Annotated in this window: 14 protein-coding genes and 1 riboswitch; of the genes, 8 read left to right on the forward strand and 6 right to left on the reverse strand. The window is 70.9% G+C overall.

The window, feature by feature from the left end; translation table 11 throughout:
• Window positions 1-127 precede the first annotated feature (127 nt).
• A riboswitch (cyclic di-AMP (ydaO/yuaA leader) is annotated at window positions 128-318 on the forward strand.
• From PZC42_RS06415 to PZC42_RS06425, 3 genes are all read left to right on the forward strand, one after another.
• A complete protein-coding gene (locus PZC42_RS06415; protein ID WP_277209384.1) occupies window positions 319-1,122 on the forward strand; it encodes a C40 family peptidase in 804 nt (267 codons plus the stop codon).
• Window positions 1,123-1,272: 150 nt separating this feature from the next.
• Window positions 1,273-2,214: a universal stress protein gene (locus PZC42_RS06420; protein WP_277209385.1), complete on the forward strand. Its 942-nt coding sequence runs from the start codon at window positions 1,273-1,275 to the stop codon at window positions 2,212-2,214.
• A 148-nt stretch (window positions 2,215-2,362) separates the two neighbouring features.
• Window positions 2,363-3,253, forward strand: a complete 891-nt coding sequence (locus PZC42_RS06425) for a putative endonuclease domain-containing protein (protein WP_277209386.1) — start codon at window positions 2,363-2,365, stop codon at window positions 3,251-3,253.
• A gap of 84 nt (window positions 3,254-3,337) precedes the next feature.
• On the opposite strand, the gene PZC42_RS06430 is transcribed toward PZC42_RS06425, so the two are convergent.
• Window positions 3,338-4,162 (reverse strand): ABC transporter permease, encoded by an 825-nt coding sequence (locus PZC42_RS06430; protein ID WP_277209387.1) that lies wholly within the window; start codon window positions 4,160-4,162, stop codon window positions 3,338-3,340.
• Window positions 4,159-5,187, reverse strand: a complete 1,029-nt coding sequence (locus tag PZC42_RS06435) for an ATP-binding cassette domain-containing protein (protein ID WP_277209388.1) — start codon at window positions 5,185-5,187, stop codon at window positions 4,159-4,161. The genes PZC42_RS06430 and PZC42_RS06435 overlap by 4 nt, the downstream gene beginning before the upstream one ends.
• A gap of 111 nt (window positions 5,188-5,298) precedes the next feature.
• On the opposite strand from PZC42_RS06435, the gene PZC42_RS06440 reads away from it, so the two are divergent.
• Window positions 5,299-6,798: a serine hydrolase domain-containing protein gene (locus PZC42_RS06440; RefSeq protein ID WP_277209389.1), complete on the forward strand. Its 1,500-nt coding sequence runs from the start codon at window positions 5,299-5,301 to the stop codon at window positions 6,796-6,798.
• A 96-nt stretch (window positions 6,799-6,894) separates the two neighbouring features.
• On the opposite strand, the gene PZC42_RS06445 is transcribed toward PZC42_RS06440, so the two are convergent.
• The gene (locus tag PZC42_RS06445) at window positions 6,895-7,650 is read right to left on the reverse strand and encodes a GntR family transcriptional regulator (protein WP_277209390.1); all 756 of its coding nucleotides are present in this window, start codon (window positions 7,648-7,650) and stop codon (window positions 6,895-6,897) included.
• 240 nt (window positions 7,651-7,890) lie between these two features.
• Between PZC42_RS06445 and PZC42_RS06450 the strand changes: the two genes are divergently transcribed.
• From PZC42_RS06450 to PZC42_RS06465, 4 genes are read left to right on the forward strand one after another with little or no spacing between them, the layout of a single operon-like run.
• A complete protein-coding gene (locus tag PZC42_RS06450; protein ID WP_277209391.1) occupies window positions 7,891-8,832 on the forward strand; it encodes a transporter substrate-binding domain-containing protein in 942 nt (313 codons plus the stop codon).
• A gap of 4 nt (window positions 8,833-8,836) precedes the next feature.
• Window positions 8,837-9,598: an ectoine/hydroxyectoine ABC transporter permease subunit EhuC gene (gene ehuC / locus PZC42_RS06455; RefSeq protein ID WP_277209392.1), complete on the forward strand. Its 762-nt coding sequence runs from the start codon at window positions 8,837-8,839 to the stop codon at window positions 9,596-9,598.
• A complete protein-coding gene (ehuD, locus tag PZC42_RS06460) occupies window positions 9,595-10,242 on the forward strand; it encodes an ectoine/hydroxyectoine ABC transporter permease subunit EhuD (protein ID WP_277209393.1) in 648 nt (215 codons plus the stop codon). Before ehuC ends, ehuD begins: the two co-directional genes overlap by 4 nt.
• 28 nt (window positions 10,243-10,270) lie before the next feature.
• Complete coding sequence (locus tag PZC42_RS06465) at window positions 10,271-11,056, forward strand: amino acid ABC transporter ATP-binding protein (RefSeq protein WP_277209394.1); 786 nt, start codon at window positions 10,271-10,273, stop codon at window positions 11,054-11,056.
• Window positions 11,057-11,166: 110 nt separating this feature from the next.
• On the opposite strand, the gene PZC42_RS06470 is transcribed toward PZC42_RS06465, so the two are convergent.
• Genes PZC42_RS06470 through PZC42_RS06480 form a run of 3 tightly spaced genes read right to left on the reverse strand, consistent with a single transcriptional unit; the run spans window position 11,167 to window position 13,805 of the window.
• Window positions 11,167-12,456, reverse strand: a complete 1,290-nt coding sequence (locus tag PZC42_RS06470; protein ID WP_277209395.1) for an aspartate aminotransferase type Ic — start codon at window positions 12,454-12,456, stop codon at window positions 11,167-11,169.
• Window positions 12,457-12,466: 10 nt separating this feature from the next.
• The gene (locus PZC42_RS06475; RefSeq protein WP_277209396.1) at window positions 12,467-13,300 is read right to left on the reverse strand and encodes a hypothetical protein; all 834 of its coding nucleotides are present in this window, start codon (window positions 13,298-13,300) and stop codon (window positions 12,467-12,469) included.
• Window positions 13,301-13,310: 10 nt separating this feature from the next.
• Window positions 13,311-13,805 (reverse strand): SRPBCC family protein, encoded by a 495-nt coding sequence (locus tag PZC42_RS06480; RefSeq protein ID WP_277209397.1) that lies wholly within the window; start codon window positions 13,803-13,805, stop codon window positions 13,311-13,313.

Here is a 13,805-nt window from a genome sequence, read left to right on the forward strand (position 1 = left end):
CAGCGGGGCGTGCAGAGTGGTTCCGGAGTGGTGTGACGCAGTCGTCCCCGCGTCGTCGTGATCGAAACGTGACATGGCCGCCGGGATCCGCTACGGTTTCCCCGTCCGGTGGAGCACTCTGCCGGATCCTGACCGGACGCCGAGTCCTGCCACCGGTCAGGGAACCAAGACCGCCGGCAGGAGCGGGGGACCCACTTTCGGGCATCGGAGACGGTGTCCTTGGGGTGAAGCCAGACAGGACCACGGTCCTGGACGGCCGGGTGATTTCTCCCACCCGAACCCGACAGCTGACCTCGTAGGCGACAGGAGAGGGAAGACGTGAACGCACCTACCAGGACGCGCGGCAAGCACCGTGCCGCCCGCCGCCCCATGCTGGCACCGTCCGCGGCTGCTGGTCGTCGGGCCGCCGTCGTGGCCACTGCCGGTGGCCTGCTCGTGTCGACGATCGGTGGCGCCACCGCGGCGCACGCCGCTCCGGTCGACAGCGACGCGGCGAAGAAGCTCAGCACCGTTGATCTCGGCGCGCTGACCGACCAGGCCCGTACCGCGCTGGAGGCGGCACCCGTCGTCACCGTCGACGCCGACGCCAAGGTCTCCGTCGAGCGGGTCACCCCCAAGATCGCGGCGAAGGCCGAGATCAAGGCCGCGCCGAAGCCCGAGCCGAAGCCCGTCCGCGAGGTTGCCCCGTCCCGCTCGGCCGAGCGCACCGCGGTCGACACCAGCACCGCGAGCGCCCCCGCCGAGTCCACCCCGGCTCCCGCCGCGAACGGCTCGCGCGGATCACAGGTCGCCTCGATCGCGGCCCGCTACATCGGCACCAAGTACGTGGTCGGCGGTGCGTCGCCGTCCGGCTTCGACTGCTCGGGCCTGGTCACCTACGCCTACGCCCAGGTCGGCGTGACGTCGTTGCCGCGTTCGTCCAGCGAGATGCGCAGCTCCTCCGCGACCACCGTGGTGTCGCGTGCCGAGGCGCAGCCTGGTGACCTCATCTGGTCGCCCGGTCACATCTCCATCTACATCGGCAACGGTCAGCAGATCGAGGCCACGCGGCCGGGTGGATGGACAGTCCGCCAGAGCTCCCTGTGGCAGTCCAACCCGGTGTTCCTCCGGGTCACGGGCTGATCAGCCTCCTCCACATCACCGACGCCCCGACGTTCTTCGTGAACGTCGGGGCGTCGTGCTTCTCTTTGCTACACCTTGCGGCCGTCTTTCGTTACGCTTGAACCATGGTTGTTCCGGACGTCGAGGTCCGGGCATGACGGGAGGCGCGACATGACACGTCCGGAGGTCGTCCTGGTGGGCGTCGACGGTTCGACCGCGAGCCTGCACGCGCTGGACTGGGCTGCGGCGTATGCCCAGCGGGTCGGGTGGGGCCTGCACATCGTGTGCAGCTACTCGCTGCCGTCATTCACCGCGGCGTCGCTCGACGGCGGCTATGCGGCGCTCGACGACACCGCCATCGCCGAGGGAGCGAAGGCCGTCCTCGCCGAGGCCGAGGCTCGGGTCTCGGGCCTCGGAGTCAAGGTGGAGGGCACGGTTGCCACGGGAGACGCCGCGGGTGTCCTCGTCGAGATGTCGGCCGAGCACTGCCTGGCCGTCGTCGGGACCCGCGGCCGGGGTGGGTTCACCGAGCGTCTGCTGGGTACCGTGTCGTCGGCACTCCCGGCGCACGCGCACTGCCCGACCGTCGTCGTCCCGCACCGCGCCGGAGCCGACGACCCGGAGCGCCGTGACGGTGACCTGGTGCACGACGTCCGTCGGATCGTCGTCGGTGTCGACGGTTCCCCGACGTCCGAGGTCGCGCTGCGGCACGCCGTCGGGCAGGCAGAGTCCTGGGGGGCCGAGCTCGTCGCCGTGGCCGGGGTGCCTCTCGGTTCCGGGGCCGGCGTGCTCGCTTGGTTGCCCTCTCAGATCGACCACGAGCAGGTCCTCGCCGACATCAAGGCCGGTCTGGACGTCATCGTCGACCAGGTCGAGGCGGAGCACCCGAGCATCACGATCAAGCGCCACGTGCTGGACGGCTCGGGTGCCGAGCTGCTCACCGAGTTCTCGTCGGCGGCGGATCTCATCGTCGTGGGCTCGCGAGGACGTGGCGGGTTCCGCGGTCTGCTGCTCGGTTCGACGAGCCAGGCGGTGCTGCACCACTCGCAGTGCCCGGTGCTGGTCGTCACTCGCAAGTGTGACGAGGAGATGCAAGCCGACCCCGCAGCCTGACCCTTCTGATTGTTGTGGGCGCGATTTCTGGCCCGTTTCGCCCCATTTGTGGTGCTCGGCGGGCCAGAAATCGCGCCCACAACCGGTGGTTGCCCGGGGCTGTGGATGAGCGAAGCGAGCTGGCGGCCGGCTCTGCCACGGTCGGCACATGCCGATGCCCGATCCGCGCCCGTCGTCTCCGTTCTCCGTGCGGTCAGCTCTCGTTCGCGGTGCCTCCGCCGAGTCGCTCCGGGCAGGCGGTGAGCTGGTGGCACCGTTCCACGGGGTACGTCTTGCAGCAGCTGCCCGCACCGATCTCCTCACCCGCTGCCAGGCACTCGCGACCGTGCTGGGCGACTCCGTGGCCTTCAGCCACGGGACCGCGCTGCGGCTGCTCGGCGTCGACGTGCCATGGACGCTCGCTGGCGACGACGCGCTGCACGTCGTGTCGTCGAATCCGGCGGAACGCGTCGACCGTCCTGGCGTCGTCGCGCACCGCAGCCGTCAGAAGCGCCTCGACGTCGTGGAGGTCGCTGGGCTGCGGGTGACGTCGCCGGCCCAGACGTTCGTCCACGTCGGTGTCGGTCTCCGGCGGCCCGACGACGTCGTCGTCCTCGGCGACTCGTTCCTGCGCCGCAAGCAGATGCTCACGTCGGTCGCCGAGCTGGCTCGCACGGCCGAGGCGACGCGAAAGGTCAAGGGCATCACGCAGGTGCGCGAACAGGTCGAGCGGGTCCGGCCGGGGACGGACTCGGTCATGGAGACGCGCACGAGACTGCTCCTGACCAGTGCCGGCCTGCCGTGCCCCCGGGTGAACGAGGTGGTCCGTCTGGCCGACGGGACCTACGTGAAGCGGTGCGACATGCTCTATCCCGCGCGGATGGTCGCGATCGAGTACGACGGGGACCAGCACCGGACCGACAAGGAGCAGTGGCGCGATGACGTTCGCCGCCGGCGATGGCTCGAGGAGATCGGGGTGACGGTCGTCGTCGCGGTGGCCGACGACATCGTCGGGGACGGGACGAGGCTGGTCGAACGCACTCGGCGAGCCCTCAGGTAGTCGTTGTGGGCGTGATTTCTGGCCCGATCAAGCCTCACAAAGGGGCATATCGGGCCAGAAATCGCGCCCACAACATTCGAGGGGTCAGTGGCGGTTGCGGTAGAGGTACATCGTGATCGGCGCGAACACCGCGGTCATGATCACGGCGGAGATCAGCACCGTCACGATGTCGCCCCAGCCTGCCGTGCCGCCCATCAGCCCACGGATGGCCGTGACGAGGTGCGAGACCGGGTTGATGTTCACGAAGGCCTGCAGCCCGGACGGCATGGTTGCCGGGTCCACGAAGATGTTCGACGCGAACGTCAGCGGCATGAGCACCATCATGGACACGCCCATCACGGCGTTCGGCGTGCGCAGCAGCAGGCCGAGGATCGTGAAGATCCAGCTCAGCGCGAAGGCGAAGACGAGCAGCAGCGCCACGCCCGCGATCACTCCGAGCGCGCCGCCTGCCGGGCGGAACCCGATGAGCAGCCCGAGCCCGATGCACATGACCGAGGCGATCGTGTACCGGACGGTGTCACCCATCAGCGCACCCACGATCGGTGCGGGCCGCCAGATCGGCAGCGAACGGAACCGGTCGAACACGCCCTTGGTGATGTCCGTGTTGAGCGTGTAGCCCGTGTACACGGTGACGATGATGATCGTCTGCACCAGGATGCCGGGCAGCAGGAACTGGATGTAGGCGTTCGTGGAGCCTGCCAGCGCCCCGCCGAAGAGGTACGTGAACATCAGGGTGAAGATGACCGGCGAGACGAGCACGTCGAACAGCTGCTCCGGGACATGCTTGATCTTGAGCAGCGCCCGCCACGCGAACGTGAACGAGGTGGCGACCGCCGAGGGTCGTGCCGGCCGCGTCTCCAGTGCCACGGCCTCACGCAGGGACGTCGTGCTGATGTCGACGGCGCTCATCGGGACATCTCCTCCTCGACGGCGGCGCCGTCGCTCGTCTCGTCCGGCGGGAGCGGTTCGCCGGTCAGCGTCAGGAACACCTCGTCGAGACTCGGCTGCCCGAGCGAGAACTCCGGGACGGCGATCCCGGCCTCGCCGAGCGCGGGCAGGACCTGCGCCACCAGGTGGGCGCCGTCGTCGGGCACCCGCGCACTGAGGGCGTACGGGTCGGTCGGCAGCGTCGGTTCGGTGCCGAGCACGCGCCGCACGACGGCGACGGCCTCGGCGCGCTGCGCGGCGTCGGCCAGGCGGAGGTCCACCGCGCCCGCACCGACCGACCGCTTCAGCTCGCTGGACGTGCCCTCGGCGATGAGCAGGCCGTGGTCGATGACCCCGATCCGGTCGGCCAGCTGGTCCGCCTCCTCGAGGTACTGCGTCGTCAGCAGCACGGTCGCGCCGTCGTCGACGAGCACCCGCACGATGTCCCACACCTGGTTGCGCGAGCGGGGGTCGAGGCCGGTGGTCGGCTCGTCGAGGAACAGCACCCGCGGGGACAGCACGAGCGATGCGGCGAGGTCGATGCGGCGGCGCATGCCGCCCGAGTACGTCTTGACCTGCCGCGACCCGGCGTCGGTGAGGCTGAACGCCTCGAGGAGGTTCGCCACGCGTTGCGTCGCGGCGCGACCCCGGAACCCGTAGAGCCGGGCGAGCATGAGGAGGTTCTCCGTGCCCGTCAGGTCCTCGTCCACGGACGCGTACTGTCCGGTGAGGCCGACGGCGGCACGGACGGCGTCGGCGTCGTGGGCGACGTCGTGGCCCAGCACGCGGGCGGTGCCGTCGTCCGGGCGGAGCAGCGTCGCGAGCATGCGCACCACCGTCGTCTTGCCGGCGCCGTTGGGGCCGAGCAGCCCGAAGACGCTCCCGGTGGGGATCGCCAGGTCGACGCCGTCGACGGCCTTGGTGACCTTCTTGCCCGACGTGAAGTGCTTGACGAGGCCGGTCGCCTCGACGGCGAGTGGCGGGGATCCGCCCGCGGCGTCATTCATGGGGTGCTCCTGTCGGTGGGTAGTTCCACGGTAGAACGTACGACCCGCCTCCGACAGGTTTTTCATCGGTCTCCCGTGGACCGGCCCCCGGCCGCGGCTAGGGTGGCGGGCATGACCCTCGCCGGCGTACCGGAGCGCGCCCTGGCGCGCCCGACCACGGACCACCTGAACACCGCCTACCTCGGTGAGTGGGTCGCCACCCGGGCCGCGCTCGCCCGCGTCCCCGGCGTCCAGTACGCCGTGCTGGTCGGCGGCGAGGTGGTGCTGGACGGGGCCTGGGGCGTCACCGACCTGACATCGGGCACCCCGCTGCGCCCGGACCACCTCTTCCGCGTCGCGTCGCACTCCAAGACGTTCACCGCCACGGCCGTCGCCCGGCTCGTCGAGCGCGACCAGATGCGCCTGGACGACCCGCTCGCGGCGTACGTGCCCGAGCTCGGGGGCGCTCCGGTCGGCGACGTCACCGTCCGCGAGGCGCTCGGGCACACCGGTGGCGTCCGCCGGGACGGCGAGGATGCGGACTTCTGGCAGCTCGGTGCGCCGTTCCCGGACCGCGCCCACCTGCTCGACGCCGTCCTGACCAGCGGAGACGTGCTCGGTCGTGGCGAGGTGTTCAAGTACTCGAACCTCGCGTACGGGCTGCTCGGCCTGGCGGTCGAGGCCGTGACCGGCACCCCGTACTCCGAGCACGTGCGCGCCGACCTGCTCGATCCGCTCGGGCTGGCCGACACGTACCCCGAGCTCGACGAGGGCCTCGAACGGCGTGCCGTCGTCGGGCACTCGGCGCCGACGCTCGCCGAGCCGGGGCTGCCCGTGCGGTTCGCCGACGGGCGGCTGCCGGTGGCCGCGGTCACCACCGGGGCGCTCGCCGCGGCGACGGGGTTCTGCTCCACCGCCCGCGACCTGGTGCGCTGGGCCGCCGCGCACGGCGAGGGCTCCGACCTGCTCAGCCCGGCGATGCGCCGCCTGCTGCAGCGCACCGAGTCGGTGGTGGAGCGCCCGGGCGTTCCGCGCCGCGAGTACGGCCTGGGCTTCGAGGCGCGCGAGATCGCCGGACGGCGCGTCGTCGGACACTCGGGCGGGTTCCCCGGGCAGATCACGCGCACGTGGTTCGACCCGGAGCGCGGGGTCGCGGTCGCCGTCCTGACGAACGCCGTCGACGGCCCCGCCGACCCGATCGCCGCCGGTCTCTTCGCGCTGGTCAGCAAGGCCCTGTCCGACGACGGCGGTGCGGACGGGAGCCCGGTCGCTGCGGACGCGCACGGCTCGCCTGCCGCGCCAGACCTGACGGGGGCGGAGGGCCTCGACCGGTGGACCGGCCGGTTCGCGAACCTGTGGGGCATGGTCGACGTGGTGCGGCTGGGGGAGCGGCTGTGGCTGATCGACCCGCGGCAGGCGGATCCCTTCGTGGGTGCCGAGGAACTCACCGTGGACGGGTCGGTGCTGCGGCCGGAGGTGCACGGCGGGTTCGGGCCCGTGGGCGAGCCGATCGAGGTGGTGCGGGACGCGGCGGACGAGCCGGTCGCCGTCGTCGTCGGCGGGATGACGTCGTGGCGTGCCGCCGACTACGAGCGCGAGCGCCGGTCCCAGGCGATGCAGCAAAGCCGCTGATCCCGCCCCGACCCCTGGTTGTGGGCGCGATCTCTGGCCCGATATGCCTGTTCTGCGGGGTTTGGGGGCCCAGAAATCGCGCCCACAACGCCGGGGTCAGAGGTCGATCGGCTCCAGGCGGGGCGCCGGCAGCGGGCGCGGCTCCTCCAGGGTCTCCACGTCGGCATCCTCGGGGGTGAGCAGGCGGGTGACGGCGTCGTCGAGGTTGGCCCGGATCGCGGCGTCCAGGCCGTCGGCGTCGCGGGCCTCGAGCCGCTCCACGAGCGGCGCGTGTGACGCGGCGGCGTCCTTGCGCACCGCGTACTCCTCGCTGACCGTGAAGCTGGCGATGCGCACCTCGACGATGAGCGTGGTCATCCAGCGCAGGAGCCAGGGGTTGCCGCTCGCGGCCACGAGCGCCCAGTGCACGTTGAGGTCGGCGGCGCCGACCTGCAGGGCGTCGTGCGTGGTGTCGGCCTGCGCGAGCGCGTCGTGGGCTGCGCGGACCGTGGCGACCTGCTGGTCGCTCGCGCGCTCGACAGCGATGCGCGCCGCCGTCGTCTCGACCATGGTGCGGGCGGCGTACAGGGGGCGGATGCGCTCGACGCCGATGGTCCGCACCGAGAGGCCCCGCCCCGGGGTGGCGACGACGAGTCCCTCGGCGACGAGGCGCTGGGCCGCCTCCCGGAACGGGCCGCGGCTCACCCCGAGCTGGCCGGCCATCTCGACCTCGCGGATCGGGGACCCCACCCGCAGCGCGCCCGAGTAGATGGCGTTGCGCAGCTCGACGGTGATGAGATCCACCGTGGAAGGCCGGGTGACGGGCGAGAGCGTCGGTGCGGCACCGGGGGTAGGTCGGCTGGACGGGGGCATGCAGGCTCCTTCCGAGGTCACGACACGACAACGATCACGGGTGAAGCGATGTTGCCGCCGTGTGTCGCGAGGTGAATTCTGCCGTGTCGAACCGCGTGTTCGCGCCGTTCCTGAGATTGTAGGACAATCGGACGAGCCGACACGCCCATTGTCGGATCGTCCGAAACGCCGCTACCGTGGCGGATCGTCCGCACACCCAGCCCCGCAGCGCTCGCGTCGGGGCGACGGAAGGAGACCACCGTGCAGTCCACCAGGACCACGCATCGCCGCCGCGCACTGTTCGCCGCCGGCTCCGTCCTTGCTCTGACGGCCCTGACCGCCTGCACGAGCGTCGACGACGGCGGCTCGAACGGCGACGGCGACGGCGACGGATCGACCCTCGCCCAGCTCCAGGACGCCGGCACCATCAACGTCGCGTTCAACGGCGAGGAGCCCTACAGCTACGAGGACGAGAACGGCGAGCTCACCGGTGCCGCGATCGCCCTCAACGAGGTGGTCTACTCCGAGCTCGGCATCGACGACGTCGAGGGCACGCTCACCGAGTGGAACTCGCTCATCCCGGGCCTCACCGCCGGCCGGTACGACTCGATCAGCGCCGGCATGTCGATCCTGCCCGACCGTTGTGAGCAGGCTGCCTTCAGCGAGCCCGAGATCATGTACACCACCGCCTTCCTCGTGCCCGAGGGCAACCCGGACGGCCTGGTCGACTGGCAGTCCGTCGAGGGCACCGACCTGACGCTGGCCGTCATGGGCGGGGCGATCGAGTCCGGTTACGCCGACGACACCGACGTGGACACCATCGAGGTCGGCTCGCCGCAGGACGGCCTCGACGCCGTCGTCTCCGGCCGTGCCGACGCCTTCGCCCTGACCGGTATCTCGCTGCGTGCCCTCGCCGAGGGCACGGACGCGCCCGTCGAGGCGACCGAGGCGTTCACCGCCGTCATCGACGGTGTCGCCCAGATCGGCGCCGGCGCGACGGTGTTCCGCCAGGAGGACACCGAGCTGCTCGCCGCCTACAACGAGCAGGCCGCCACGGTCATCGGCGACCCGGACCGCTACGCCGAGGTGCTCGGGGAGTTCGGGTTCACCGAGGCCGAGCGTCCGCCGGAGGGCCTGACGGCCGAGATGCTCTGCGAGGGCGACCTCGAGGCCATCTCTGACGAGCTGGGGCTGGGCTCCTGACCTGATGTCCGCCGACATCCAGTCACTGATCAACAGGCTTCCGAGCCTGGGTGATGCCGTCCTCGTCACGCTGCAGCTGACCCTCGGCGGCGCCGTGCTCGCCATGATCGTCGCGCTGGTGCTCGGGTTCGGCTCGCGTACCCAGTCCCTCTGGGTGCGCGGGCCGTCCCGCGTGATCGTGGAGTTCTTCCGCGGCACCTCGCTGGTGGTGCAGCTCTTCTGGGTCTTCTACGTGCTGCCCGTCTTCGGCTTCAAGATGGAGGCGCTGGCCGTCGGGATCGTCGCGCTGGGCCTCAACTACGGTGCGTACGGCTCCGAGGTGGTGCGCGGGTCGATCGCCTCCGTGCCACGCGGCCAGTGGGAAGCGTCCATCGCGCTGAACATGAGCTGGTTCCACCGGGTGCGCCGGGTGATCTTCCCGCAGGCCTGGGCGCTCATGATCCCCATGCTCACCAACCTGCTGATCCAGCTGCTCAAGGGCTCGGCACTGGCGTACTACATCACCCTGCACGACCTGAACTTCTGGACCGTGCAGCTGCGCCGCGCCAACAGCGACACCATCTTCAGCTACACGGTGGGTCTGCTCGTGTACTTCGTGATCGCCTACCTGCTCACCTGGGGCATGAACTGGCTGGAGGAGCGTGCCAAGCGCCGGCTCGGTCGCGGCACCCGCCCGACGCTCGCCGAGATGTTCCGCACCAAGCCCATGGTGACCTCCGAGCTGCCCGCGACGACACCGTCGACGGCGAAGGGAGGTCTCGTATGAACGACAGCGGCATCTGGAGCTGGGAGACGGCCTGGGACGTGCTCCCGGACCTCCTGAACGGTCTGCAGATCACGGTGCTGGCCACCGTCGTCGGCATGGTCATCGCCTCGATCCTCGGGCTCGTGATCGCGCTGGCCATGCGGGCCCGCTCGCGCTGGATCACCATGCCGCTGCGGTTCGTCTCGGACTTCATCCGCATGACACCGCTGCTGGTGCAGCTCGTCTTCGTGAACCTGTTGTTCGTTCAGGTGCCCTCGTTGGCGATCGGCTGCATCGTGCTCGGCATCCACTACGCGACCTACATGTCCGAGGTGTACCGCGCCGGCATCGAGTCGGTGCCGAAGGGGCAGTGGGAGGCAGCCACCGCGCTCAACATGGCGCCGGGGCGCACTTGGCGCGCGGTCATCCTGCCGCAGGCGATCCGGAACACGCTGCCGGGCCTGGGGAACTATGCGATCTCCATGTTCAAGGAGACGCCGTTCCTCTTCGCCATCTCGGTGGTGGAGATGTTCTCCGAGGCGCAGAGCTACGGGGCGAACACCTTCTCCTACATCGAGCCGCTGACCATGGTGGGGCTGCTCTTCCTCATCGTCAGCTACCCCACGTCGCTGCTGGTGCGCCGGATGGAGATCCGCCTTGCCTGACCCGAACCCTTCCGCAGGGAGCCAGACCATGACCACATCCACGGGCACCGCGCCCGCCATCGAGTTCCGCGACGTCGTCAAGCGGTTCGGCGACAACGTCGTGCTGGACGGGCTGAACTTCTCTGTTCCGCAGGGTCAGCGCATCACGCTGATCGGGCCCTCCGGATCCGGTAAGACGACGATCCTGCGGCTGCTCATGACTCTGGAGGAGCTCAGCGGGGGTCTGATCCTCATCGACGGTGACCCGTACACACACGAGTACAAGGGCGACAAGTGGGTCGCTGTCCCCGAGAAGCGTCGCCGCGTGGTGCGCAAGCGCGTCGGGATGGTCTTCCAGCAGTTCAACCTCTTCCCGAACATGAGCGTGCTCGAGAACATCATCGAGTCTCCGGTCCACGTGCTCGGCAAGGCCAAGGACGAGGCGATCGCGGACGCTGAGCGCCTGCTCGACAAGGTGGGCATGCCCGAGAAACGTGACTTCCAGACCAACCAGCTCTCGGGTGGCCAGCAGCAGCGCGTGGCGATCGCCCGTGCGCTGGCGATGGACCCGGAGATCCTGCTGCTCGACGAGGTCACCTCGGCCCTCGACCCGGAGATCGTCGCCGACGTGCTGGACGTGCTTCGAGAGATCGCGGACACGACCGACATCACGATGCTGCTGGTCACGCACGAGATGCAGTTCGCCCGCGAGGTGTCGGACCGCGTGCTCATGTTCGACAAGGGGCAGATCGTCGAGGAGGCGGACCCCGAGACGATGTTCACGAACCCGCGGCACGACCGGACCAAGGCGTTCCTCAAGGCCGTCCTCGGCTGAGTCGACTCCGCGTTGTGGGCGCGAAAAATGGCCCGTGATATCCGCCTCAAGCGGACATCACGGGCCATTTTTCGCGCCCACAACGACGGACGGGCCGGTCGACGCGAGCGTCAGGCGGCAGCGACCTCCGCGGCGGCGAGCAGGATGCACGTCGCGACGCCGTCCATGGCGACCCGCACCTCGTCCAGCGGCGGCATCGACGGCGCGAGCCGGATGTTCCGGTCGCGCGGGTCCTTGCCATACGGGAAGGTCGCCCCGGCGGGCGTGAGCTTGATGCCCGCCTCGTTCGCGAGCTCCACGACCCGTGACGCGGTGCTCGGCACCACGTCCACGGAGACGAAGTAGCCGCCGTCGGGGTCCGTCCACGTCGCCACGCCCGCGTCCGCGAGCCGCTCGGACAGGATCGCGACCACCGCGGCGAACTTCGGCGCCAGGATCTCGCGGTGCTTGGCCATGTGGGCCCGCACACCCGCGGCGTCACCGAAGAACTGCGCGTGGCGGAGCTGGTTGACCTTGTCCGGCCCGATCGACCGGAACGACAGGTGCTTGGTGAACCAGGCGATGTTGGCCGGCGACGACGCCAGGAACGACACGCCCGCGCCTGCGAACGTCACCTTCGACGTCGAGGCGAACATCAGCACGCGGTCGGGGTTGCCGGCCTCCACCGCCAGGTCGATGGCGTTCGCCGACTTGGTCTCGTGCTCCGTCAGGTGGTGCACCGCGTAGGCGTTGTCCCAGAAGATGCGGAAGTCGCCGGCGGCGGTGGGCATCGAGACGAGCCGCTTCGCGACCGCCTCGGAGACCACCGACCCGTCCGGGTTGGCGTACGTCGGCACGGCCCACATGCCCTTGATCGAGGGGTCGTCGGCCACCAGCGCGGCCACGGCCTCGGCGTCGGGGCCGTCCGGCGTCATGGGGACGGTCACCATGCGGATGCCCAGCTCCTCGCAGATCGCGAAGTGCCGGTCGTAGCCGGGCACCGGGCAGATGAACGTGATCGGCCCGTCCGCGGCGGACCACGGCCCCTCGCCACCGGGTACGCCGAACAGCAGCGCCTGGACGACGCAGTCGTACATGAGGCGCAGCGAGGCGTTGTCCTGGGCGAGGAGCTGGTCGGTCGGCACGCCGAGCAGCTCGGCGAAGATCTCGCGCAGCTCCGGCAGGCCCGCGAGCCCCCCGTAGTTGCGCACGTCCGTGCCGGACGCGGAGGTGTGGTTCCCCTCGCCGGGCAGCGACAGCAGCGCCTCGGAGAGGTCGAGCTGCTCGGCCGAGGGCTTGCCACGGGTCAGGTCGAGACTCAGTCCCTGGGCCTGCAGCGCGGCGTACTGCTCGCGCAGCTCCGGCAGGCGGGCGGCGAGCGCGGGGTCGACGGCGGTTGCTTGGTCGGGTGAGATGCTCACGCTCCCGAGACTACGCGCCCGGGCGGGCGCCGTCGTCGTCGGAGATGTCCGAACCTCGGCGCCGGAATCGGCGGAACCGCACAGGCGAGGGGGCGGCGGGCCCGGCCTCCTCGAGCGCCGGCGGCGCGTTCTCGATGACGCGGGGGAAGTGGGCGGGCGGCACCCCGAACGCGGACCGTGACTGCGCCACGACGCCGTGCCCGAGCGCCCGGCCGCCGGCGAACCCCACGACCGCGCCGACCCCGAACGGGATCATCCGCCCGAGCGCGAGCGTGCCCTGCTTGGCGACCTGCCGCTTGAGGAACCGGTGCGTGAGCACGCGGTTGACGCGCTTGATCGCCGTCTGCGGCATGGACGTGAGCAGCACCTTGCCCCAGGCGAGCTGGGAGCCCTCGGTGGCGCGCTGGACGTCGCGGGCCCCGGCGTCGCCGAGCACCGTCGCCAGCAGCAGGGCGCGCCGTCGCGGGACGTCGTCGATGGGCACGCCGTGCACGTCCGCGACGGCGAGGGAGAACGCCGCCGACGTCGCGAAGAAGGTGGCGATGTCGCTGGAGGTGAGCACGGCGGCAGCCGTGGTCCCGACCGCGGGCGCCGCGGCCGCCGCGCCCACCGCGCCGCCGGTCGTGGACACCACGGTGAGGTACTCGCGCTCCAGGATGTGGATCACCCGCGCCGGGTCCGCCTCGGGGTTGCGGCGCCGGACCACGTCGACGTGCTTGTGGATCGCCGCGGACGGGATCGTCACGGCCTTGTCGAGGAACGAGTCGAGCAGGGGAGTGGGGCGGTAGCGGGTCCAGGTCTCGACCTCGCGTCCGGCTTCCGGAGTCACGTCCGACGGGCTCATCCCTGCGACACTACCCGCGACGCCGCGCGACCTCTCGGCCGAACCTCCACAGCGCGAGCGCCAGCATCCCGCGCAGGACGAGGCCCACCGCGAGCTCGTTCGCGCGGCGCGGCCACGGCCCCGCGAGGTAGGCCTCCTCCCACCACACGACGCGGGCGCGGTGCTCGTCCACGGGGACGACGTCGAGGCCCGCGGTGCCCAGCAGGACCGGTCCTGCCTTGCGCACCACGCTGCGACCGAGGGTTCCGTGCGCCGTCGAGGGCGGGACGTGCTCCACCGTGGTCATCCGGTCGACGAGCCCGCTCCGGCCGCCGCGGGCACCAGGGCCGCTGATCATGGTGAACGCCACGCCGGGGGCGGGCGCCGCCGGCGGGTCGCCCTCGAAGCGCGTCAGCGGGATCCACCGAGGGTGGTTCCGCGGGTCGCTCACCCGGTCGAACGCCGTCTCGGCGTCGACCGGCACGATCCGCGACACCTCCACGCGGTGCGCCGCGCGTGCGGACAC

The sequence above is a fragment of the Isoptericola croceus genome (assembly GCF_029382255.1).
GTDB lineage: Bacteria > Actinomycetota > Actinomycetes > Actinomycetales > Cellulomonadaceae > Isoptericola > Isoptericola croceus.